Source organism: Streptacidiphilus sp. MAP5-3, from assembly GCF_041262505.1.
GTDB lineage: Bacteria > Actinomycetota > Actinomycetes > Streptomycetales > Streptomycetaceae > Streptacidiphilus.
Genome location: NZ_JBGCCL010000025.1, coordinates 1 through 24,314, shown reverse-complemented (window position 1 = coordinate 24,314; position 24,314 = coordinate 1). Strand labels below are relative to the sequence as shown.

13 protein-coding genes are annotated in these 24,314 nt (G+C 70.5%); 4 read left to right on the top strand and 9 right to left on the bottom strand.

Going from position 1 to position 24,314, the window contains the following annotated elements:
• Positions 1-1,562: 1,562 nt before the first annotated feature.
• From ABH928_RS28140 to ABH928_RS28110, 7 genes are all read right to left on the bottom strand, one after another.
• A complete protein-coding gene (locus ABH928_RS28140) occupies positions 1,563-2,159 on the bottom strand; it encodes an ATP-binding protein (protein ID WP_370071420.1) in 597 nt (198 codons plus the stop codon).
• Complete coding sequence (locus tag ABH928_RS28135) at positions 2,159-2,311, bottom strand: hypothetical protein (protein WP_370071419.1); 153 nt, start codon at positions 2,309-2,311, stop codon at positions 2,159-2,161. The genes ABH928_RS28140 and ABH928_RS28135 overlap by 1 nt, the downstream gene beginning before the upstream one ends.
• 141 nt (positions 2,312-2,452) lie before the next feature.
• Positions 2,453-3,637 (bottom strand): helix-turn-helix domain-containing protein, encoded by a 1,185-nt coding sequence (locus ABH928_RS28130; protein ID WP_370071418.1) that lies wholly within the window; start codon positions 3,635-3,637, stop codon positions 2,453-2,455.
• A gap of 462 nt (positions 3,638-4,099) precedes the next feature.
• Entirely contained in the window at positions 4,100-5,092 is a 993-nt protein-coding gene (locus tag ABH928_RS28125; protein WP_370071417.1) for a helix-turn-helix domain-containing protein, read from the bottom strand.
• A 311-nt stretch (positions 5,093-5,403) separates the two neighbouring features.
• Positions 5,404-8,286 (bottom strand): DNA translocase FtsK 4TM domain-containing protein, encoded by a 2,883-nt coding sequence (locus ABH928_RS28120; RefSeq protein ID WP_370071416.1) that lies wholly within the window; start codon positions 8,284-8,286, stop codon positions 5,404-5,406.
• A 125-nt stretch (positions 8,287-8,411) separates the two neighbouring features.
• Positions 8,412-9,071 (bottom strand): two-component system response regulator, encoded by a 660-nt coding sequence (locus ABH928_RS28115; RefSeq protein WP_370071415.1) that lies wholly within the window; start codon positions 9,069-9,071, stop codon positions 8,412-8,414.
• A gap of 407 nt (positions 9,072-9,478) precedes the next feature.
• Positions 9,479-14,278 carry a HAMP domain-containing protein gene (locus tag ABH928_RS28110; RefSeq protein WP_370071488.1) on the bottom strand — a complete coding sequence of 1,600 codons (4,800 nt, stop codon included), beginning with the start codon at positions 14,276-14,278 and terminating at the stop codon, positions 9,479-9,481.
• A gap of 428 nt (positions 14,279-14,706) precedes the next feature.
• Here ABH928_RS28110 and ABH928_RS28105 point away from each other — a divergent pair, with 428 nt between their 5' ends.
• The 3 genes from ABH928_RS28105 to ABH928_RS28095 all read left to right on the top strand — a co-directional run bounded on the left by ABH928_RS28105 (position 14,707) and on the right by ABH928_RS28095 (position 21,242).
• Positions 14,707-17,418 (top strand): SpoIIE family protein phosphatase, encoded by a 2,712-nt coding sequence (locus tag ABH928_RS28105; protein ID WP_370071414.1) that lies wholly within the window; start codon positions 14,707-14,709, stop codon positions 17,416-17,418.
• Positions 17,419-17,772: 354 nt separating this feature from the next.
• Positions 17,773-20,466, top strand: a complete 2,694-nt coding sequence (locus ABH928_RS28100; protein WP_370071413.1) for a cellulase family glycosylhydrolase — start codon at positions 17,773-17,775, stop codon at positions 20,464-20,466.
• A gap of 206 nt (positions 20,467-20,672) precedes the next feature.
• Complete coding sequence (locus ABH928_RS28095) at positions 20,673-21,242, top strand: GPR1/FUN34/YaaH family transporter (protein ID WP_370071412.1); 570 nt, start codon at positions 20,673-20,675, stop codon at positions 21,240-21,242.
• Here ABH928_RS28095 and ABH928_RS28090 read toward each other — a convergent pair.
• Entirely contained in the window at positions 21,223-22,197 is a 975-nt protein-coding gene (locus ABH928_RS28090; RefSeq protein ID WP_370071411.1) for a phosphatase PAP2 family protein, read from the bottom strand. The two genes, ABH928_RS28095 and ABH928_RS28090, sit on opposite strands and share 20 nt — an antisense overlap.
• A 98-nt stretch (positions 22,198-22,295) precedes the next feature.
• Entirely contained in the window at positions 22,296-22,970 is a 675-nt protein-coding gene (locus ABH928_RS28085; protein ID WP_370071410.1) for a helix-turn-helix domain-containing protein, read from the bottom strand.
• Between the two features lie 90 nt (positions 22,971-23,060).
• On the opposite strand from ABH928_RS28085, the gene ABH928_RS28080 reads away from it, so the two are divergent.
• Entirely contained in the window at positions 23,061-24,215 is a 1,155-nt protein-coding gene (locus tag ABH928_RS28080) for a benzoate/H(+) symporter BenE family transporter (RefSeq protein WP_370071409.1), read from the top strand.
• Positions 24,216-24,314 lie beyond the last annotated feature (99 nt).

Sequence of the window (24,314 nt, the reverse complement as noted above, 5' to 3'; positions counted from 1 at the left end):
GCGGGCCTGCCGGCCGCGTGCCCAGTCTGACGCTAAAGTGCAGCTCAGGCCCCTTCGCACGCCGAGGTTCTGCGTTTGGCCGTCCGGTCCAGGGCGGCACCCAACTTGCGGGCCCCTAGCGGTGTTCCCTCCAGATAGACCACGCCGGTCCCGTCCTGTGCCCAACCCGGCTGCGCCCATATCAGCGCCCGCGAGAGCCCGTGTTTCAGCAGCGCGGCGTTCACTGTATCGGCAGCCGCCCGAGCCTCCAGCCAGGCCCCCTCATAGTCCACCCCCGCGACCAGTGGCCCGCCGACGAACTCAGGCCCCGCACACGCAAAGCCGTCGCCCTCTTCGCTGTCATCCCCGTAGCTGTGCACGTTCGCCGTCCTCTGTCCGATTCCGTGCCCCACCGAAACTCCATGCGCGCGGACACCCCTCAACTCCTGGGCACCAGCGCCGAATATGCCGCCGTCATACCCAAAAGTCGGACGCATCCGACCTACCAGGGTGACACACCGTGCCGACAACATCACCCGCCTTACACCGAACCACCACTGACGAGGCGTCAATCCCGCCCCAGCGGCCAGCCCGGCTCCGAACATGCCAAAGCACCCGGGTACCATCGGCACCGGGTTCACACCCACCGGACCACCCCAGCCCGCCAGGTCACGGGTGGTCCGGCAAAATCTTGAGTTGCATGGGCCCCGGCGATCGACCGAACCGGGGCCCCGCCCCAGACACGCAGCGTGTCACCGCCGCACCCGTGCCCGGGAGTCTCAGCGGTTAGCGCAGCAAGCGCCCCTCACCCGGCCGGACCGGATGCCACTTGTGCACGTACAGCACCTGACCGCGAACCGTGGCCAACCGGGCAACCGCCACCCGCACCGGCTTGTAGCAGTAGCCGCACCGAAATCCCTGCTGTTGTGCCTCATGTCTCCGCGTAGCCATGAACCTCACCCCTCCCGCAGTCGCCCCGACACTGTCCCTGCCATCATCGCCGCCGCCACCGAGACCGACCACGGTGCCGACCCGAATGTGCACCGCTGGCAGGCAGCTCCAGGCGGGTCGCTTCCGCTGAGACGGGTCCGTCGTCGAGAAGGATCGCGTTCCACAGAAGCTCATTGAGCTTCCCGATACACGGACCGCATGCGTACGCGGGTGCCTCAGCCCCGGCGACCGACACCGGACCGATCCACAGCACCCGCGTCCACCGGTGACCGCAGTACAGCCAACAGACGCCGTTCACCCAGCGATTGCCGTCGTCCGTCTCGGCGGGGGCAGGTCTGCCGCCCCGTGCGAAGTCAGCTAGACCGGGGATCACTAACTCTGTGAGCGGGATCAACTCCACTCCCCGGGACTAGCCGTGACGTACTCGCCTGCGGTGCGTCGATAGTGACTGTGGCCGGTATCCCGCACGTGTTCCGCGATCCATCGCTCAACCTCTGCTAGCCCGAGCATCACGCCGGACTCGGCACCGCAGTCTGCGGCCTCACCTGAAACACACTCAGCCCCGAACTCCGGCATGGCCGCGCCATCGGGCGCAATCAGGTATTCGCGGAAGCGGAACCGCCGACGTGCCATCAGTGCATCTCTCCTTGGTGCTTGCGCATCAGGACGTTCACGTCCGCCGCTGCGCTGCGATCTCCAACCCCGCGCGCTGCCACTCGTTCTCCGACCAGCGCTTCGCAGTCCGGACAGTTGCCCACCGGTACGGGCTCTGGGAGGGGGAACAGGTCTTCCGGTGCGCCCTCCGGCCCCAGGCAGGCATAGACCACCTTCCCGGGCCCCAGGATGCGCGGATTCCAGCCCCACGACTGTGCCAGCGAGTCCACCAAGTGCAATCCGCGCCCCGACTCCGCCATCGCATCCAGCGAGGTCAGGCGCGGGCGTCCAGGACCGTCATCCGCCACTTCCACCCGCACCCCGGTCTGTCGCCAGCGGTGGAGCACGACGGAGACTCCCCGCGTCACGCCTGCATGCTTGATGGCATTTGTCACCAGCTCGCACACAGCGAGCGCGGCGTCATCGGCCGTCTCGTCGTCCACTCCCAGCGTCTGCATCGATTCCCAGGCCCATCGTCGTACCGCTGGCACACTCGGCAGCTCTCCTCGGAAGCTCCGGTGAAGCACCCGGGCGGTAGAAGCGGACTGCGCGGGCCTCTGCTCCGTTGCCCCCATCACCGGGCCACCGCCAGCGGTCCCGCACCGATCTTCACCCCGTGGATCCGGCGCGCCCCCACATCGACGCCCCATGTCGCCAGTAGCAGCGCGGCACGTCGACGCCACTGCACCAGCGCAGGGCAGAGCCACATAGCGATAACCTCATGCATGTCAGCCTGCTTCCTCAGGTTGGCCACGCCCCGGGGCCGTTCGCGCGGTCGCCGGGGTCCCAACTGTCTGTAAGCATGCCAATACAGAAGGGCCGGAACTATCAGTGATCTCTGATAGTTCCGGCCCTTGAATATGGGTCGTCAGATGTGCAGCCAGGACCCGAAGTTGCCGAAGGAGTCGGGCATACGCCGCTTGGCCGACTCTAGCCCGGCGTACGTCTCACGCACCTTCGGGTGGTAGCGAGTCTGCTGCGGCGCAAGCTTGCGGGCCATCTGCAAGTGCCTGAACGCGGCGTCGATGTGTCCCGTCCAAAGCTGCGCCCACGCAACCTCGGTGTAGTGGTGCGCGACCCGCGAGGGCGGCCAGCCCTCGGGAACACGCGTCTTACCGAAAGCCTCCACGGCTTCGGGGTACTGATCAAGCTCCGTGAGAACCGAAACACGGTGCACGCCAACATTGGTCGGGCCGAATGACAACCAGTGGACCTGCTCAGCAGGCCCGGTGATGCCCGCGAGCCGCTCAGCTTCGACCAGGTGTCGCTCAGCCGTGTGCTCATCCTTGTCCCTGCCCGCGAGCACAGCCGCCCCGAGGTGCAGCTGACCGGTGACAACGTCGCGCACCCGTCCATTGGGCGCAGCCTCCAGCGTCACCATGCCCGCCCGGACCAGGCGTGCACCCGTCCGGTAGTCGCTAGCGCGCAAGTACGCCAGCGAGCGCAGGTACTGACGCATCCCGCTCAGGATCGGATCAGAGGCGCGCTGCGCCGCCCACTCCATGCGGTCCAGTGCAACCGTGCACAAGTCCGCAAAACCGAGCTTCGTCGTCACGTCATAGGCAGTGCGGTAAACACTGGCCAGCAGTTGCCAGCTCTGGTCACTGCCACTGAGATGCGCGGTGGTCGTTGCTTCGCTGATCAGGCCAGGGAGCTCACTGGCCACCAGCTTGATGTCAGTAGCGCGGACCAGAGCGCAGAGCTGCTCCGAGTGCTCAACCAACTCGTGCAGCGGCCGGGGCTCAACATCTGGATCCGGGCCCAGGTCATACACATTGAGGGCTTCTCGGATGGGCTGAATCAGCCCGTCCAACTGGTCCTGCCTGAGTTCCTGAAGGTAGGGCTGCCCGTTGAGTTCAGCGACGGGCATGGAGAGAGCACGAGCCAACGCCCCGACCACCGACGGACTTGCGGGCATCACCCCTTGCTCAATCTTCGTCAGGGTGCTGTATGAGACGTTGGAGAGGTCCGCCAACTCACGCTGTGTCAAATGGCGCACTTTGCGTGCATGTCGGATGCGTGCGCCGGTGTGCTCGAAGACGCCCGGGGGCATACTGTTCTCCGTTCTGCTTCGACAACAGAACAGTACCCCTGGCGCAAGTCGGGGGAACAGCGAACGGCCCCTGCCATCAGGCGGGGGCCGTTGTGCGCCGCTGAAGACTCTCCACCCGTGAGGGACAGCCGACCCTTAGGAACGATGGCTGGGGCGGGCAAAGCTTTACGCACCTTGACGCGGCGGGACCCGCGTCGGGCACTTCTGGGGGGCCACTCGGTCACATTAAGGGCAGGCTAGGAGCCTGCCCGAGTTTGCGCGCAAGCTTACGGCCCCCCAGCAGCGCCCGACCCCAGCCCCGTCAAGGACACCGCCCAAAGCCTTGCCCGCGTGCAGCAGTGCGGGCGGCATCGATGCTGAGATGGTCACGCCATTTTGGCGAAACCCCTGATCAGCGCCTATGCCGCCCGCTACAATTGTGCATAGAGGAAGTGCCTGCCCTGAACAGTGCAACGACAGGTCTCAGCCCGCGACCGGGTCGCCCGGGGTGTAGGTGACGTTGACCACCTGGCCGGTCTGGCCGGCCATGCCGAGGTCCTTGCCGTTGGCCCAGACATGGACGGCACCCGCGTTACCCAGCACCAGCTTCAGCTGCTTCGCGTCCGTGAAGGTCTGGGTCTGGCCCTGGGTCAGGTCAGCCTGGAAGAGAGTCTTGCCGGAGGCGTCCTTCACCAGCAGCCAGCTGTCCGCGTTCTGCGCGACGAGCTTGACGGTGACCTTGCCCGCCGGGGCCGCCGCGATCGCGCTCGGCTTGACCTGGGTCACGGGCGGCAGGCTCGGGTGGAGGACGGGGCCGATCGACGGCGAAGCCGTTGTGGCCGGGGTGACGGCCTGGGCCACCGGTGCCTTCGGGCCGCTGCTCGCCAGGTTGAAGCCGATCACCGCGATGACGACGACGATCGCGGCGACCATCGCCGCCGTCCAGTTCGGGCGGCGTCGCTCGGTCGAGATCCGGCGGTCGCCCGCCGTCTCGAAGAGCGGGACCTTGGCGTCCGCGGGGTTGCCGCCGTGCGCGGCGTCGTAGCGGCGGACCAGCTCGTCGCCGTCGACGCCGACCGCCTGGGCGATGGCGCGAATGTGACCACGGGCGTAGAAGTCGCCGCCGCACCGGACGAAGTCGTCGTCCTCGATCGCGTGCACGATCGGGACCCGGACCCGGGTCCGCGCGCTGACCTCGTCGACGGTCAGGTCGGCGGCGGTACGCGCCGTGCCGAGCACCTGTCCGATGGTGGGCTGGTAGCCGCCCGGCAGCACCGGGGCCTGCGGCGCGTCGGCCGGGTCGAACACGGAGGGTGCCTTCGGGAAGCTGGGCGCCTTCGGCATGCCGGGCACGCTCGACACCGCGGGGGCTGCGGGCGCAGCCGCCGTGGTCTCCGCAGAGTCCGTGGAGTCCGCGGCAGGCACAGTGGGCTCGTTCGGCTCGTTCGATCCGGAGGAGGTCGTGCCGGTCGTCACAAGGGGCGCCTTTCCAACGTGGGCGGCCAGGCTTCGCCCGGGGATCGCCACCCCCGGGAACGCCGTCGAAACACCAGTCTAGGGGGCGGGTCTGAGCCTTGCTCAACCGGGATTCGGCCGAAAGAGAAGGTCCGCATCCGGATCGTTACCCAGTCCGTCCGCGGCACGAACCGTCCCCCGACCCGCAGCGGGACCCGCTGGTCCGACGGGGGATGTGACGGTGCGTCGGAAGCAGTCACGCATCCCCGCGCCTGTCGGTTCCCCCACGCCGACAACGTCTGCGAAGCGGTTCCGGATACGCGTTCGCCCGGTCATTCCCCCCGGAGGGTGAGGAGTACGCCATCCAGCTCGTCCGGCTGGACGAGAACGTCCCTGGCTTTCGAACCCTCGCTCGGTCCGACGATGCCGCGCGACTCCATCAGGTCCATCAGCCGACCCGCCTTCGCGAAGCCGACGCGGAGCTTGCGCTGCAGCATCGAGGTCGAACCGAACTGGGTGGAGACGACCAACTCGGCGGCCTGGACCAGCAGATCCATGTCGTCGCCGATCTCCTCGTCGATCTCCTTCTTCGGGCCCGAGCCGACCGAGACGTCGTTGCGGTACTCCGGCTGGAGCTGCGCCTTGCAGTGCTCGACAACGGCGGCGATCTCCTCCTCGGTGACGAACGCGCCCTGCATGCGCATCGGCTTGCCCGCGCCCATCGGCAGGAAGAGCGCGTCGCCCTTGCCGATCAGCTTCTCCGCGCCGGGCTGGTCCAGGATGACCCGGCTGTCGGCGAGCGAGGAGGTGGCGAAGGCGAGCCGGGACGGTACGTTGGCCTTGATCAGACCGGTGACCACGTCCACCGACGGGCGCTGCGTCGCCAGCACCAGGTGGATGCCCGCCGCACGCGCGAGCTGGGTGATGCGGACGATCGAGTCCTCGACGTCGCGCGGCGCGACCATCATCAGGTCGGCCAGCTCGTCGACGATCACCAGCAGGTACGGGTAGGGCGTCAGCACGCGCTCGCTTCCGAGCGGCGGCTGGAGTTTGCCGGACCGCACCGCGCGGTTGAAGTCGTCGACGTGGCGGAAACCGAACGCGGCGAGGTCGTCGTAGCGGAGGTCCATCTCGCGGACCACCCACTGCAGCGCCTCGGCGGCCTTCTTCGGGTTGGTGATGATCGGCGTGATCAGGTGGGGGACGCCCTCGTAGGCGGTCAGCTCGACCCGCTTGGGGTCGACCAGGACCAGCCGCACGTCGTCCGGGGTGGCCCGCATCAGCACCGAGGTGATCAGGCAGTTGATGCAGGACGACTTACCTGCGCCGGTGGCGCCGGCGACCAGGATGTGCGGCATCTTGGTGAGGTTGGTCATCACCGTCTGGCCCTCGACGTCCTTGCCCATGCCCACCTGCATCGGGTGCGGGTCGGCGGCGGCCGTCTGCGAGCGCAGCAGGTCGCCGAGGTTGACCATCTCCCGGTCGGTGTTCGGGATCTCGATGCCGACCGCCGACTTGCCGGGGATCGGGCTGATGATCCGGACGTCGGGGCTGGCCACGGCGTAGGCGATGTTCTTCGCCAGCGCGGTGATCCGCTCGACCTTGACGGCCGGACCGAGCTCGACCTCGTAGCGGGTGACCGTCGGGCCCCGGGTGAAGCCGGTGACGGCGGCGTCGACCTTGAACTCCGCGAAGACGCCCATCAGCGAGGCGACCACGTCGTCGTTGGCCTTGCTGCGCGACTTGCCGGGACCGCCGCGGGTGAGCAGGTCCAAGGAGGGCAGGCGGTAGCTGTCGCCCGGCAGCTTCAGCTGCTCGGAGCGGAGCAGGGCGCTGCCGTCGGACTCCGCTGCGGCGGCGGCCGAGTCCTCCTTGCGCGCGCCCGGGAGCGGGACCTCGGGGGCATCGGTCGGCATCGGCGGGATCCCTGGGATCCCCGCGTCCGCGAGGTGCTTGTCCATGTCGACCGGCCCGCCGCGGTCCTGCACGCCGTGCGGCGAGCCGTGCTCCGCGTCGTTGTCGAGCGACGGCACGTCGCTGGGCGGCGTGCGGTCCTTGACCCGGCCCAGGACGTCCGCGAGCGCGGGCGAGGGCTGCACGCCGTTCATCACCGCACCGTCGAGTTCGGCGGCGGCAGCGGCGGCCACGCCGATGGTGTCGAACGGGTCCGGCTGCTCCTGGTCCGCGCCAGCCCCGACGCGGCGGCGCGGACGCCTGCGACGCGGGGTGACCGCACCCTCGCGCTCCAACTGGTTGCGCTTGGCGAGCAGCACGGCCCGCTCCTCGGGCGTCCCGGGGCCCCCCTCGAAGTCGTCGATCGACGCGTCGGCGCCGGTCTCCTCGTCGTCCTCGCCGAAGCCGAGGCCGTCCAGACCGGCGAACTCGTCGAAATCACCGCCGTCGTCATGCAGGTCCGAGGGCTCGACCAGCGCGAGTCGCTCGCCCAGGACCCGCAGGCGCTGCGGGATCTGGTTGACCGGCGTGGCGGTGACCACCAGCAGGCCGAAGAAGGAGACCAGCACCAGGAACGGCACCGCCAGCGCCGGTCCGGCCGCGGACATCAGCCAGCGGGAGGCGGCCAGACCGATCAGCCCGCCCGCGTTGCGGATCTGGCCGGCCCCGGCCTGGAGCCCGGGCGCGCCGCAGCTGATGTGGATCAGTCCGAGCACGCCGATGGTCAGCGCGGTCAGGCCGATGACGATCCGTCCGTTGGCCTCGGGCCGCTCGGGGTGACGCATCAACCGCACCGCGATGCCGAAGAGCAGCACCGGCAGCACCACCGTGAGCTGCCCGAACGCGCCCTTGACCACGTCGGTCACGCTGACGCCCAGCCAGCCCTGCGGGTCCGACCAGGACCCGGCCGCGATCAGCAGCGCCAGCGCGATCAGCAGCAGCGCCAGGCCGTCCTTGCGATGGGCGGGATGGAGGTTCTTCGCGCCGTTGCCGAAACCGCGCGCGACGGAGCCGACGCCGTTGGCGACGCCGAGCCAACTGCCGCGCACGGCACGGTAGGCGAGCGGCTTGGGGGGTGCGGGCTTGGGTGCGGGCGCGGCGACGGCCTTCTTGGCCGGAGCCTTCTTCGCGGGCACCGACTTCTTGGCCGGTGCCTTCTTCGCAACGGGCTTCTTGGCCACCGGCTTCTTGGCAGCCGTGGCCTTCTTCGCCGTCCCCGCGCCTCGGGTCTGCGAACCGCTTCCGGACGTGCGTGTGGCCATGGCGTTCAGATTACTAGCGGAGACAGGGGTGCAACACGCGCCGGAGGGGGTTGCCGGGGGTGTGTCGCACAAGAAGTGCACCCGGGGTACGCGTCAAGCGCGACACGCCGTCAGACGGCGTGCGGTCAACCCTCGTTCGGGACGGGCGCGGTGCCGGACTCCGGGTCGAGGGCGTCGAGGGCGCGGCGCAGGCCGGCCAGACGGCGCTCCAGGTGGGTCGCGGTGGCCAGGGCGGCGGGCTCGGCGGCGTCCGCGTCGGCGAGCTGCTTGGTGAGCGCCTCGGCCTGCTCCTCGACCGCCGCCAAACGCGCGGAGAGCTCGGCCAGCAGCGGCGCGCCCGGGCCCTGCCCGGACTCCAGCTGTAGCCGCAGCAGCGCGGCCTGCTCCTTGAGCTGGCAGTTCTTCATGTAGAGCTCGACGAAGACGGAGACCTTGGCGCGCAGCACCCACGGGTCGAACGGCTTGGAGATGTAGTCCACCGCACCGGCCGCGTAACCACGGAAGGTGTGGTGCGGACCGTGGTTGATCGCCGTCAGGAAGATGATCGGGATGTCCCGGGTGCGCTCGCGGCGCTTGATGTGGGCGGCGGTCTCGAAGCCGTCCATGCCCGGCATCTGCACGTCGAGGAGGATGACCGCGAAGTCGTCGTTGAGCAGCGCCTTGAGCGCCTCCTCGCCGGAGCTGGCGCGCACCAGCGTCTGGTCCAGCGCGGAGAGGATCGCCTCGAGGGCGAGCAGGTTCTCCGGCCGGTCGTCGACAAGGAGGATCTTGGCCTTCTGCACCATGGCCTGCCCTCCTCGCCCGGCCCCCGCCGCGGGCGCGACGACTGTCGCCGTCCCCCGGAACGCGTCGGACCCGTTCACCGTTCGTGTGTCCACTGCTGCCCTGCCGACGGTCATGGTATCCGCACCTCACTGCCCGCATCCGGTGACCCAGCCAGTACCGGTAGCAACGCCGAGTGACCTTATCCGGTTCCTGCGGTGCGAAGCCACCACCCTTACGAGTGGGGACAGCCGATTCCAGCGAGATTACCTGTGGGACGCGAGCCGGACCTGACCGGCCGGGTTCCGGTCATGTGCCCGGCGACCAGCCCGGATCAACCCTCTCATGCCCGGACCGGGACGCATATGCCCCCCGGTCCGCGCACGACTGGACGAACGGTCCGGTGTGACGTGCTTCTCAGAACCGGATCTCAGCGTTCCCGGGCCCGCAGCCAGTGCTCCATCACGCCGAGCAGGTGGTCGGTGTCGACGGGCTTGGTCACGTGGTCGGACGCCCCGGCCGCCAGGCTCTTCTCCCGGTCGCCCTTCATCGCCTTGGCGGTCAGCGCGATGATCGGCAGCCCGGCGAACTGCGGCATCCGCCGGATCGCCTCGGTCGTCGCGTAGCCGTCCATCTCCGGCATCATGATGTCCATCAGCACCAGCTCGACGTCCTCGTGTTGCTCCAGCACCTCGATGCCCTCGCGGCCGTTCTCGGCGTAGAGCACGCCGAGGCCGTAGGTCTCCAGGACGCTGGTGAGCGCGAAGACGTTGCGGATGTCGTCGTCGACGATGAGCACCTTCTCGCCGCTGAACCGTCCGGAGAACGGTGCGAACGAATCGTCGTGCGCCCCCGCCGGATCGGATTCCACCGGCGTGACCGGCTCGTCCCCGGTCCCCTCCCTGGCACCGGCCCCGGCTCCGGTACCGGTACCGGCTCCTGCCCCGGGCAACTCGGCGAGGTCGTCGCGACCGGCCTGCCGCGGCTGGCGGGACTGCTCGCCCGGCTCCAGCGCGGCGGGGGTCGGCGCCGGCTCCACCGGACGTGCCGGGCGCGGCGACGCGGGCCGCACCGTCGGCTCCGGCCTGTTCTCCTCGCGCGGAGCCGCTCCCGGACGCGGCAGCGTCGTCGCGGCGGCGGCACGGCGGCGCTCGTGCGCGGCGCCGATCACCTCCTGGGCCCAGAGCTCGGCCGGGTTGACCTGGCCACCGCCGGGCAGTGCACCCGCGATGATCGGGTGCGGCTCGGACTCCTCACGCAGCGGCAGGTAGAGCGTGAAGGTGCTGCCGCGGTCCATCTCGCTCTCGGCGTTGATCTCGCCGCCGAGCAGGCGGGCGATCTGACGGCTGATCGACAGGCCGAGGCCGGTGCCGCCGTACTTGCGGCTGGTGGTGCCGTCCGCCTGCTTGAACGCCTCGAAGATCTCCCGCAGTTTGTTCTGCGGGATGCCGATGCCGGTGTCGGTGACCGAGAAGGCGATCAGCGGCTCCTCCGGGTCGTTGATCGCGCCGGACTCCAGCATCTGCTCCCGGATCAGCTGCGGCACCCGGTGCTGGCCGCCGTTGCCGCCCGCGGGCTGGATCAGCAGCTCGACCGCGCCGGAGTCGGTGAACTTGACCGCGTTGGACAGCAGGTTGCGCAGCACCTGCTGCAGCCGCTGTTCGTCGGTGTGCAGGGTGACCGGCAGCTCCGGCGAGACCCGGACCGCGAAGTCCAGTCCCTTGTCCGCGGTGAGCGGCCGGAAGGTGGCCTCGACGTAGTCGACCAGCTGGACCAGGGCGATCCGGGCCGGCCGGATGTCCATCTTGCCCGCCTCGACCTTGGACAGGTCCAGGATGTCGTTGATCAGCTGGAGCAGGTCGGAGCCCGCGCCGTGGATGGTCTCGGCGAACTCGACCTGCTTGGGACTGAGGTTGCCCTCGTTGTTGTCGGAGAGCAGCTTGGCCAGGATCAGCAGCGAGTTGAGCGGCGTGCGCAGCTCGTGCGACATGTTGGCGAGGAACTCGGACTTGTAGCGGGTGGAGAGTTCGAGCTGCTCGGCGCGCTCCTCCAGGACCTGGCGCGCCTCCTCGATCTCGGAGTTCTTGATCTCGATGTCGCGGTTCTGCGCGGCCAGCAGCTCGGCCTTGTCCTCCAACTCGGCGTTGGAGCGCTGGAGCTCCTCCTGACGGGCCTCCAACTCGGCGGAACGCATGGAGAGTTCGGCGGTGAGTCGCTGCGACTCCAGCAGCAGGCCCTCGGTCTTGGTGTTCACCGCGATCGTGTTGACGGTGACACCGATCATTTCTGCGATCTGATCGAGGAAGTCCATGCTGATCTTCGTGAACGCGTTGAACGACGCAAGTTCGATCACGCCGAGCAGCCGTCCTTCGAACATGACGGGCATCACGATCACGTTGACCGGAGCGGCCTCGCCCAACCCCGAGGCGATCTTCAGGTATCCGGGCGGGGCGTCCCGCAGCAGGATCGGCTTCTTCTCGGTCGCCGCCTGCCCGACCAGCCCCTCCCCGGGGTGGAACGCGGTCGGCATGGCTCGGCGCTGGTACCCGTAGGAGCCGATCAGGCGGAGCACCGTCTCGTGCTCGATCACGCCGTCGCCCGGGTCGGTCACCAGGTCGCCCCGGGTGGACGGCATGGCCAGGAAGAACGCGCCGTGCTGTGCCGAGACCACCGGTGTCAGCTCGCTCATGATCAGTGCGGCGACCGCCTCCAGATCCCGGCGGCCCTGCATCAGACCGGAGATCCGGGCCAGGTTGGTCTTGAGCCAGTCCTGCTCCTGGTTGGTACGCGTGGTCTCGCGCAGGTTGGCGATCATCTGGTTGATGTTGTCCTTGAGCTCGTCGAGCTCACCGGACGCGTCCACGTCGATGCGCAGGCTCAGATCACCGCGGGTCACCGCGGTGGCGACCTGGGCGATGGCGCGCACCTGGCGGGTCAGGTTGCCCGCCAGCTCGTTGACGGACTCGGTCAGGTCCTGCCAAGTCCCGGCCACGCCGGGCACCCGGGCCTGGCCGCCCAGGCGTCCGTCGGTGCCGACTTCTCGGGCCACGCGGGTGACCTCGTCGGCGAAGGCGGAGAGCTGGTCGACCATCGTGTTGATGGTGGTCTTGAGCTCCAGGATCTCGCCGCGCGCGTCGACGTCGATCTTGCGGGTCAGGTCGCCCTTGGCGACCGCCGTGGTCACCTGGGCGATGTTGCGCACCTGGCCGGACAGGTTGTCGGCCATCAGGTTCACGTTGTCGGTCAGGTCCTTCCAGATCCCGGCGACGCCCGGGACCCGGGCCTGGCCGCCCAGGATGCCCTCGGTGCCCACCTCGCGGGCCACGCGGGTGACCTCGTCGGCGAAGCCGGACAGCTGGTCGACCATGGTGTTGAGGGTGTCGGCCAGTGCGGCGACCTCGCCCTGCGCCTCGATGGTGATCTTCTTCGACAGGTCGCCGCCGGCGACCGCGGTGGCCACCTGGGCGATGTTGCGCACCTGGAAGGTGAGGTTCGACGCCATGCCGTTCACGTTCTCGGCCAGGTCGCGCCAGATGCCCTCGACGCCCTTGACCCGGGCCTGGCCGCCCAGGATGCCCTCGGTGCCCACCTGACGGGCCACCCGGGTCACCTCGTCGGCGAAGACCGACAGCAGGTCGACCATGGTGTTGACGGTGGTGACCAGTTCCAGGATCTCGCCGCGGGCGTCGACGGTGATCTTCTTCGACAGGTCACCGCGGGCCACCGCCGTGGTGACCTCGGCGATGTTGCGCACCTGGTTGGTCAGGTTGTTGGCCATCAGGTTCACCGAGCTGGTCAGGTCCTTCCAGGTGCCGGAGACCCCGGGCACCTGTGCCTGACCGCCGAGCCGTCCCTCGGTGCCGACGTCCGTGGCGACCCGGGTCACCTCGTCCGCGAACGAGGAGAGCTGGTCGACCATGGTGTTGAGCGTCGTCTTCAGCGCGAGGATCTCGCCGCGCGCGTCCACGGTGATCCGCTGGGTCAGGTCGCCCTTGGCGACCGAGGAGGCCACCTGTGAGATGTTCCTCACCTGGAAGGTGAGGTTGGAGGCCATGAAGTTGACGTTGTCGGTCAGCCCGCGCCACACCCCGGCCGCGCCGGGGACCATCGCCTGACCGCCGAGGATGCCCTCGGTGCCGACCTCGCGGGCCACCCGGGTCACCTGGTCGGCGAAGCCGGAGAGCTGCGCCACCATCGTGTTGATGGTGTTCTTCAGCTCCAGGATCTCGCCGCGCGCGTCCACCTCGATGGTCTGCGACAGGTCGCCGCGGGCCACCGCGGTGGTGACCTGGGCGATGTTGCGCACCTGGTCGGTCAGGTTGGACGCCATGAAGTTGACGTTGTCGGTCAGGTCCTTCCAGGTGCCGGCCACGCCCGGCACCTCGGCCTGACCGCCCAGCCGGCCCTCGGTGCCCACCTCGCGGGCCACCCGCGTCACTTCGGCGGCGAACGAGGAGAGCTGGTCCACCATCGTGTTGACGGTTTCCTTCAACTCCAGCATCTCGCCCGCCACCTGGGCGGTGACCTTGCGGGACAGGTCGCCCTTGGCGACCGCCGTGGTGACGAGCGCGATGTCGCGCACCTGCGCGGTCAGCCGACTGGCCATCATGTTGACCGAGTCGGTGAGGTCCCGCCAGGTGCCCGACATGCCGCGGACCCGGGCCTGGCCGCCCAACTTGCCCTCGGTGCCGACCTCGACGGCCAGCCGGGTCACCTCGTCGGTGAACTCGGAGAGCAGTTCGACCAGGCCGTTGACGGTCCGACCGATCCGCAGGAACTCGCCGCGCAGCGGATGCGTCCCACCGTCCGGGCCCACCGCGCGCAGCTCCATCCGCTGCTCCAGGTCGCCCTCGGCGATCGAGCCCAGCACCCGGCCGACCTCGGCCATCGGGCGGGCCAGGTCGTCGATCAGCGCGTTGCAGTTGTCGATCGCCGCGCCCCAGGCCCCCTCGCCCGCGCCGATCTCCAGCCGCTCGCCCAGCCGTCCCTCGCGACCCACCGCGCGCCGGACCCGGGCCAACTCGCCGGTCAGGTGCTGGTTCCGCTCGGCGACCTCGTTGAAGACCGCGGCGATCTCGGCCAGCACCGAGTCACCTGGTACGGTCAGCCGCCGTCGGAAGTTGCCGTCCCGCATCGCGGTCAACGCGGACAGCAGCTTGCGTAGTTCGGCCGCGTCCGCGCCCCGGCCCCGGCGTCCCCGCCCCTGCGGGGTACCGCCCCGGGACGCCATGACAGCCGTCGCCCTGCTCGAATCCACCGGCCTGCCTCCAGAGTTGCGTTGGGTGCCGCGGTTGTCCGGCGCGGTCCCGCACGGGACGCACCCCCACAATCTAACGACCGTAGAGGGTTGCGTGAGGGGTACGGCGGGGTATCCGGTCGGGCAACGGGACAGTGATCACGTCCTGTTCGAACCTGATCAAGTCACCGAACGTACCTGCTTCGCTCCCTTAGCGGTACCGCTGTCAGTAACCTGGCGGCGACAAGGGACGTTGGGCAAGTGCCCGGACAGCGGCGCGCTGGACCGCGTGCGCGCCGATCCGAGGGCGCACTCGCTTCCTCAGGTACGCGCCGCCAGGGCCGCCACGGTGGCCGGGACGGCAGAACGACGCCGGTAGCAACGGCGGAAGCCGCAGCGACGGCAGAGAGGAGAGGCGCCTCGTGGGTGACGCCACCGCGCGGGCAGCCGCCACGTTCGAGCCGGTCGGCCGCTCCGTGGCAGCGGCTCGTGCGTTCGTCAGGGACACCCTCCAGGGGTGGGGCTTCGGCGAGGTCGTCGACGACGCCGTGGTGCTGGTGAGCGAGCTGGTCACGAACGCGGTCGTGCACGCCGGCACCTCTGCCGAGGTGCACTGTGTCCGCCGCACCGACTCGGTGCGGGTCGAGGTCGCCGACCGCTATCCGCGCCGCTCGCTGCCGATCTATCCGGGGGCTGAGGACGGTCCGGACCCGGCGGCAGCCGCCGCGCTCGGCCTTGCGGACCTGGCCGCGCCCGGGCTGTCGCTACGCCAGGCGATCCCGGCAACGGTCAGCACCGCCGAACTGGAGCGCGAGGGCGGTCGGGGCCTGCTGCTCTGCGCGGCGCTCGCCGCCCGCTGGGGCGTCGACTACACCGCGACCGAGAAGCGCGTCTGGTTCTCCCTGGAGCTCCCGGCCCGCGCGGCGGGTACCCGTTTCGCCGGACCGGTCACCCCCGACAGCCTGCTGCCGGAGACCGACGCCTCCGTCCACGTCGCGGTGCTCCAGGTGGACGGCGAGGGAGTGGTCTCCGCCTGGAACCAGGACGCCGAGCTGCTGTTCCAGCACGCGGCGGTCAAGGCGGTCGGCCGTCCCTTCGCCGAGTTCGCCGCCTGGCCGCAGACACCGGGAACCGGCCTCGGCATCGACGAGGCGCTGCGGCTCTCCCGCTGGGAGGGCAGCTACGCGATCCGCCGCGCCGACGGGCGGCTGCTCACCGTCTACGGCGCGCATCTGCGGGTCCGCGACGCGCACGGCAGCCCGTCCACCGTCTGTCTGCTCGTGCGCGAGGAGGAGCGCGCGGTGCTGCAGGCGCCGCTGCGGGCCCAGTCCACCGAGAGCGGCACCGGAACCCGCCACGAGGGCGCCGACGCCTTCCTCGGCTCGCTCATGGGCGGCCAGGCCCCGGACGACCTCGACGGCCTGCTCCAGCGCACCGTCGAACGCGCCCGCGACATGCTCGACGGGGACGCCGCCTACCTGCTGCTGGCCACCGACGACGAGACCGAGCTGGAGGTCCGCGCCAGCACCGGCCTGCCATCGAACCGGCAGCGGTTCGCCCGGGTCCCGGTCGAGTCCAGCGTGGGCCGCTACGGCTCGGCCCGGCTGCCCGCCGTCCACGAGGACCTGGCCGACTCCCCCGGCGCGGTGCCGCTGCTGACCGGGACCGGCCTGCGCTCGGTGCTCACTGTCCCGCTCAAGGTCGAGGGCCGGCTCACCGGCTCCCTCGGCGTCGCCGCGCAGACCCCGGGCCAGTACGGCAACGCGGACGCGCTGCGGCTGCAGTTCGCGGCCGACCGGATCGCACTGGCCGTCGAGAGCGCCCGACTCACCGAGCTGGAACGACTGCGCCGCGGCTCGCTCTCCTTCCTGGTCGAGGCCTCCGACCTGCTGGCCGGAACCCTGGAGCGCGACCAGACGCTCGCGCTGATGGCGCAGATGACCGTGCCGACGCTGGCGTCCTGGTGCGCCGTCTACACCACCTCCACCGGCATCGACCCGTCCGTGCCCGAGCTGGCCTTCGTGCTGCACGAGGACGAGGAGCGAATCGACGCCCTGCGCGCCCTCCTCGGCAGCATCGCGCCCCCGGAACCCCTCAACACCCCCGGCGCACGCGACTGGCCCGCGCCCGGCGACGCCGCGATGCGCGCCGCCATGGCCTCCCGGACCCTCGCGGGCGCCGCGACCGCCAGCCCGCAGTCGACGGAGGCCGCCGCGCTCGCCGCGACCACTGTGGGCGGTGAGACGGTGGTGCTGCCGCTGGTCGCGCGCAACCGCGTCATCGGCATGCTGACGCTGGGCAAGCCCACCGACGAGAAGTTCCGCCGCGAGATCCTCGAACTCGCCGAGGACCTCTCCCGCCGGGCCGCGCTGGCGCTCGACAACGCGCGTCTCTACTCCGAACGCACCGCCATCAGCCGTGCCCTGCAACGCAGTCTGCTGCCGCCCGCGATGCCGCGGGTGCCGGGCGTCGAGGTCGAGGTCATCTACCGCGCCGCGGGCGAGGGCAACGAGGTCGGCGGCGACTTCTACGACGTCTTCCCGATCCGTCCGGGCACGTACGGCTTCGCCATCGGCGACGTCTGCGGTACCGGCCCCGAGGCCGCCGCCGTCACCGGCCTGGCCCGTCACTCGCTCCGCCTGCTCGCCCGCGAGGGCCTCTCCGCGCCGGAGGTGCTGCAGCGTCTGAACGCGGCGATCCTCGACGAGGGCGACCGCGGCCGGTTCCTGACGCTCCTCTACGGCGAGATGACGCCGCACGACGACGGCACCGTCGAACTCAGCACGGTCTGTGCGGGCCACCCCCTCCCGCTCCGGCTCCGCCCCGACGGCACGGTCTCCGCCGCAGCGTCCCCGCAGCCGCTGCTGGGTGTCATGGACGACCTGGAGCTGGAGGCCGAGAGCCTGGTCCTGGATCCGGGCGACGTCCTGCTCTGCGTCACGGACGGCGTGACGGAACGCCGCGAGGGCTCCCGCATGCTGGGCGACGACGGCCTCGCCGACGTCCTCTCCGGCTGCACCGGCCTCACCGCGGGCGCGGTCGCCACCCGCGTCCTGCGCGCGGTGGAACGCTTCGCCGCGGACCCGGCGTCGGACGACATGGCCATCCTGGCTCTCCGCATCCCGACGCACTGAGCAACCGTTCCCGCAGGCGAGGCAGTTGCACTGCCTAGGGGCGCGGGGCTTTGCTTGATCAACTGCGCGCGAGAGAAACCACTGATGAGCGGATGACCCTGCGCGTTCGGTGCTCTACCTGTGTGGGTGGCTCGTCGCGCAGTTCCCCGCGCCCCTGGGTAGTGCAACTGGCCCACTGCAAATGAGCTCAGGAAGCGCACAGCTTTCACGCGCGTTCAAACCTCAAGCCCATGACGCACGCTAAACCTTCACATCAGCTCCACCCCATTTTGTCCCCCTCCGTACCGCTAAGTGCCGCCGTGGCAGGCAAGTGACCCCTGTTGCGCGACATATCGCGCTCCTAGCATCGCCGGGGTGTCCCGCACCGTCAGTACCCCCGGCTCGCGATCCGTCGGCGTCACAGACGCCGACCTCCCGCCGACGGCGCGCGGCGGCGCCCTCGGGGCGGTGATCACCGTCGTCACGCTGCTGCTGGTCTGCCTCGCCGCCGCCTACGCCGACCCGACCGGGCTGCTCGCGCCGCTGCCGTGGTCGGCGCTGCAGGTGACCCCCGTGCGCGGGCTGTGGTCCGTCGCCGGGGCGGCCGTCTTCCTGCCCGTGCTCGTCGCCGTCACCGCGTGGGCAACCGTCGTCGCCTTCCGCAGCGCCGCGCCGGAGACCCGTCGCGGGCGGATCGTGCTGCGGCTCTGGGGCGGGACGGTGCTCGCCACCGCCATCGCGCGCCTCGCGCAGCTCCTCGCCGAGACGGCCGGAGTGGGGATCCACGGCGGAGCGCGGACACTGGCCGCGACCGCCCTGTGGGACTGCGGCCTCACCGCCGAGCGGACGGCGCTGATTTCCTGGCTGCCCGCGCTGCTCGGCGCGCTCGCCTACCGCCCGCGATTCGCCGCCGGGGACCCCGACTTCACGCCCGTACGGCGCAGCCGCACGCTCCCGCCGCGCTACGGCTGGCGGTGGTCGCTGACCGGGACGGCCCTCCCGCTGGCCCTGCTCGGGCCACTCCTCGGGCCGCTGCTCTGGGAGGGCTCACCCGCCGCCGCGTTCTACGGCGAGCCGCTGAGCCTGCGTCGGATGCCGTTCGGGTTCGACCTCGGCCCGGCGCGCTTCGCAGTCGAGCTCGGCACCGCCGCGATCGTGACGGCGGTGCTGCTGACGCGTTCGTGCCGCCGGTTCGACTACACCCGGCCTCGTCACCTGCTGCTGGGCGGCTGGCTGGCCGCCCTCGGCGGCGGTCTCGCCGCCGGCGCGGTGCAGGCGCTGCTCGCACTGCCGCGCGACCTCGGCTGGAGCTCGGCGGGCGGCGGGACCGGCGGCGACCTGTTCTTCGTGCCGGACGTCGCGCTCCGTCTGGGCACCGGGCTCTCCCTCGGCGCCGCGTTCGGCTGGGCCGTGGTTCCGACCCTGCTGCTGCTCAGCCGCCTGCTGGAGATGATCTCCGGGCAACGCCGCCGGATGGCCACCGTGCTCGCCTCCGCGACCGTACTGGCCGTCGGCTCCTGGCTGTTGGCGCAGGCGACACCGGTGACCACCGCGGCGGCCCCGACCGTCAACGCCGCCGCCCTCTCCACCGCGGCGCAGCCGTTGCCCGCCCTCACCGTCCGCCCGGCGTCGGGCAGCGCGCCGGCGGAGATCACCGACGTCAACGGCCGTCAGCTGCTGCTGCGTGGCGTCAACGTCAACCAACTGGTCGACTACGCCCCGCCCACGCCGGGGGCGCCGACCGTCCGGCCGCTCACCGACGGCGACTTCGCCCAGATGGCCTCGCTCGGCTTCGACGTGGTCCGGCTCGACATCTCCTGGTCCGCGCTGGAGCCCACCCGCGGGCAGTATGAGCAGGCGTACCTGGCCCGGATCCGGGCCACCGTCGCCATGGCGGCGAAGCACGGCCTCTACACCGAGCTCGACATGCACGAGGACGCCTGGGGACCGGCCGTCGCCGCGCCGCCCGGGACCAGCTGCCCGTCCGGCAGCACGCCCGCGCTCGGCTACGACGGCGCCCCCGCCTGGGCGACGGTCACCGACGGCGCGTCCAGCTGCCAGACACTGAGCCGCGATCTCACCCCCGCCAACGCCCGTGCCTTCACCGCCTTCTACCACGACGTGAACGGCATCCAGAGCGAACTCGTCTCCACCTGGGGCATGTTGGCGCAGACCTTCGCGGGCGATCCTGCCGTCGCGGGATACGGACTGCTCAACGAGCCCGGCATCGGCGACGACCCGCCCGCGACCTCCTCCATGCTGCTGGGCGCCTACTACGACCACGCCGTTCAGGCGATCCGGTCCGCCGAGCGGCAGACGCCCGGCGGCTTCCCCCATCTGGTCCTCATCGAGCCGAGCGTGCTCTGGTCCGGCCTCGGCTTCGACGCCGCCCCGCCGCGCGGCTTCAGCACCGACCCGTACCTGGTCTTCGCGCCGCACCTCTACAACCAGTCGATCACCATGGACCAGCAGTTCGGCCTGACCCTGGTCTCGGTCGAACGCGGCTTCACGCTCGCCGAGCAGCAGGCCAAGTCGTACGGCATGCCGCTGTGGGTGGGCGAGTGGGGCTGGTTCGGCTCCAACACCCCTGAGAACGGCGCGATGATGCGCCGCTTCGCCGCCGCCGAGGACGAGGCCGGGATCGGCGACGCCTTCTGGGTCTGGAAGCAGGCCTGCGGGAGCCCGGAGAGCGACCCGCATGCGGCGACTGCCGGCAACCTGATCGGCGAGGACTGCGCCACCGGCAAGGACCTCCCGCCGGCCGGCGACGTCGTCTCCGTGCTGTCCCGGCCCTACCCGCAGGCCGCGCCGGGCACGTTGACCGGTCTCAGCTCCGACCCCGACACCGGCGCGCTCACCCTGACCGGCACCGCACCCGCCTCAACGTCTGCCGCGTCCTCGGCCTCGGCGTCCAGCCCGGCCTGCACGCTGACCGTCTGGTATCCGGGGCGCACCCGGCCCAGCACGCCGCAGACACAGGGCATCAGCCAACTGACGCTGCGCCAGGTGCCGGGAGGCTGGTTCATCACCGGCTGTGCGACGGGGAGTTACCGGCTCTCGGTGGGGTGACGGCGAGTCACGGCGGAGGAACCCGCGCCTCCGCTGCCCCATACACCTCTTAGCTGCACCATTACGGCAAATCTTCGGAAATGTTCGATATCAAGGTGATTACGGAAGGTTGATACTCCGTCACCGTCGGGAACGGAACAACCATCAGACAAAGGCGGCCACGACCCGATCGCCGCCGGGCAGCATTACCAGTGAAAGGAGCCCCCGTGAGCAACGAAGCCGCGGTGGCCAGCAACCGCTCCCTCACTCTCGGTGCCGCAGCAGGACCGCTCGGCTACCTCGCCCTCGGTCTCACCCTGCTCGCCTACGGCCTGGGCAGCACCGGTGTCATCCACAACGTCGCTGCCTCCGACGCCAAGAACCTGAGCTTCTGGGTGGGCGGCGTCACCCTCTTCATCGCCGGCCTGATCGAGTACCGCTCCGACAACGCCGCCACCGGCACCGCCTTCGCCGGACTCGGGGCGCTCTGGGTCACGGCCTCGCAGGTCACGCCGATGTCCGCCAATGCAAGCGGACTCTTCTTCGTCCTCTGGGCCCTGCTCGCGCTCTCGCTGACCGGCGCCGCCTGGCGCAGCGGCGGCACGCTGGTCCGCGGGACGTACGGCCTGCTGACCGTAGCCCTGATCCTCTGGGCCATCGGCGCCTTCGGCGGCAGCTCCGGCCTCGACAAGGTCGGCGGCTGGGTCGCCGCGGTGGCGGGCCTCTGCTCCTGGTACGCCGCCACGCTCTCGCTGACCGGCGGCTCGTTCGGGCCGGTCAGTCTCCCGTCGGTGTGACCCAGGCCCTAGCGACTCCGGTCCCGTCAACCTCGGTCCCGGCGACCTCGGTCCCGATGACCGACTGACGTTCCACCGCACCGGGCGTGCCTGACACGCCCACCCGGGCCGGCCGGGGACCGAGGGGGGTCCCCGGCCGGCTTTCCGGCTGCCTGGCCAGGAACGACCGATGGATCCTGCTCGCCTGCCACTGCACCAGGTAGGCCAGGAGCAGCAGGGCGACGGCCGCGACGCCGTCCAGCCAGTAGTGGTTGGCCGTGACCACCACGACCGCGACCGTCAGCGCCGGATGCGCGATCACCAGCCAGCGCCACCGGCTCCGACTCACCTTGATCACCGCCACGGCCACCAGCACACACCACGCCACGTGCACCGACGGCATGGCGGAGTACGAGTCGGCCTGCAGGCCCCCGAGGGTGGTGCCGTAGACGGACTGGTTGTAGTAGACGGCGAGGTCGAGCATCCCGTCACCCGGCAGCAGCCGGGGCGGAGCCACGGGTATCAGCTGGATCAGCAGCGAACCGGCCGTGACCAGCACCAACGTCATCCGCACCCACGGGTAGGCCTCCCGGTGACGCAGGAAGAGCCAGACCAGCAGCGCGATCATCACGCCGAAGTGCATGGACGCGTAGTAGTAGTTGGCCGCCTGGGCCAGCAGGGGATGCGGCAGCACCCAGCCCTGGAGCGTCTCCTCACTCGGGAGATGCAGCCACCGTTCGGCGCTCCAGATCGCCTGCCCGCGCGCCACCGCCCCGTCGGTGCTCATCACGGACAACTGCCCGGCGAACTGCCACGCGGCGAAGAGCGCGAGCACCGTGCCCAGCTCGCGGACCACCAACCCCACGTTGACCCGGCGCTCCGACAGTGAACCGACGCGCCGCAGCGCAGCGGAGGCCCCGTAGGCGACGACCGCGACAGCGCCCGCCGACTGCCAGCTCAGCGTCAGGTTCTGCACCGTGATTCCCCCTTCCAGCGCTCACCGTAGTGCCACCCGCTGACAACGCGCGCGTCAAAGCGACGACACCTGCGGGCTGCTTTCCGGTCGGGGTCGGCTCAGTGCTCCGGCTGGTGCCGGTCTTGTCCGGAAGGCCCCAGAGGATGCCGGATCAGCAGCGACGCGAGCACCGGCTCATCCCCCAACGCGGCGTAGGTGTGGGGAGTGTCGGCGACGAAGGAACCGTGGTCACCCGCGTGGATCACCAACGGACGACCGACCGGACCGACCTGGGCCGTCCCCGAGAAGACGGTCAGGTACTCGGTCACTCCGTTCGGGTGGGCGGGCGACGTCTGCAGGAGTCCGGGGCGGATCTCCAACCGGTACAGCTCCGTGCTCATCTCCTCGTCCCGGAAGACCTCGAGCAACTGCGCCACCACGGCCGTGCCGTGCACCTCCGGCACGCTGCGCCCGACGCCCTGCGCCGAGAGCAACTCGGCCAGCGGGACGCCCAGCTGCCCGGCGATGGCATACAGCGTCTCGGCCGTGGGATTGCGCGAGCCGGTCTCCAGCCCGGAGAGGGTGGCCTTGCCGATACCGGCACGCCGCGCCAGCTCGGAGAGGCTGATCCCGCGCTGGGCCCGGAGCGCCCGGATCCGCGCACCCGTCGCCGAGGCGGCAGCCGGGGTCCAACTGCCCGTCACCACGCCCTTTCCCGCACGGCCGGTCTCGGAGCGGGCGATGCCAGAGCCGCTGACGTGCGAGCCTCTGATGTCAGAGCCTGAGATACCCATGGCGCCGAGTATCGCCGCTCCGCTAGCGTTCCGATCACTCCAGTCGTTCCATAAACGGAACACTCGCACACTCAAGGAGGGAACCCGTCCATGCCCGCACGTCTGCGTCTCCCGACCCAACCGCTCACCGCCGGACTCGTCACCGCCGTGGTCGGGTTCAGCAGCTCCTTCGCCCTGGTCCTGACCGGCCTGCGAGCTGTCGGAGCGGACCGGTCGGAGGCAATCTCGGGACTGCTGCTGCTCTGCCTCAGCATGGGCGTGCTCGCCATCGTGCTGGGACTGCACTTCCGCCAACCGCTCAGCTTCGCCTGGTCCACGCCCGGCGCTGCACTGCTGGTCTCCGCCGGCCGTCAGCCCGGGGGCTACCGATACGCAGTCGGCGCCTTCGCCCTCTGCGGGCTGCTGCTTGCGGCGACCGGCCTCTGGTCACGCCTCAGCCGCCTGGTGGAGGCGATCCCGGGCAATCTCGCCACCGGCCTGTTGGCCGGCGTCCTGCTCTCGCTCTGCCTCGCCCCCGTCCAGGCCGCCTTCCAACTCCCGGCGCTGACACTGCCGGTGATCGGCATCTGGGCCGTACTGACCCGCCTGGCCCGGCGCTGGGCGACGCCCGGCGCGCTGCTCACCACCCTGGTCATGATCCTCGTCCACACACACGGCCGTCTCGGCTCGGCACACGACCTGCTGCCACGCCTCACCGTCACGGCCCCGGCACTGAACTGGCAGAGCGTCATCGGGATCGCACTCCCGCTCTACATCATCACGATGGCCTCGCAGAACATCCCCGGCCTGGCCCTGCTCCGGCACTTCGGCTACCGCCCGCCGGTGCGATCCGTGCTCACGACGACAGGTCTCACGACGGCTGTCACAGCGGCGGGAGGCGGCTACGCGGTCAACCTGGTCGCGATCACGGCCGCCCTGGTCGCCGGACCGGACGCCGGCCCGGAGCGCGAACGCCGGTGGATCGCCTCCGTGACGGCGGGGGCCTGCTACATCGTGCTCGGCCTCACTGCCGGAGCCTCCGCGGTCCTGCTCACCGCGGCACCACCGCTCTTGGTGGAGGCCGTCGCGGGACTGGCACTGCTCCCGACGCTCGGCTCCTCCCTCTCCACCGCGCTCGCGCAGGAGAAGGGACGCGAAGCGGCCGTCGTCACCTTCGTGGTGGCGGCCTCCGGCGTCTCAGCGTTCGGCATCGGAGCGCCGGTCTGGGCACTTGTGGCGGGGGCGGTGATGCGCTTCCTCGTCTGACCGGCCTGCCCGTAAACGCAGTGAAGCCCCCTGACACATGGTCAGGGGGCTTCACTGGAAAGATTGTTCGGCGGCGTCCTACTCTCCCACAGGGTCCCC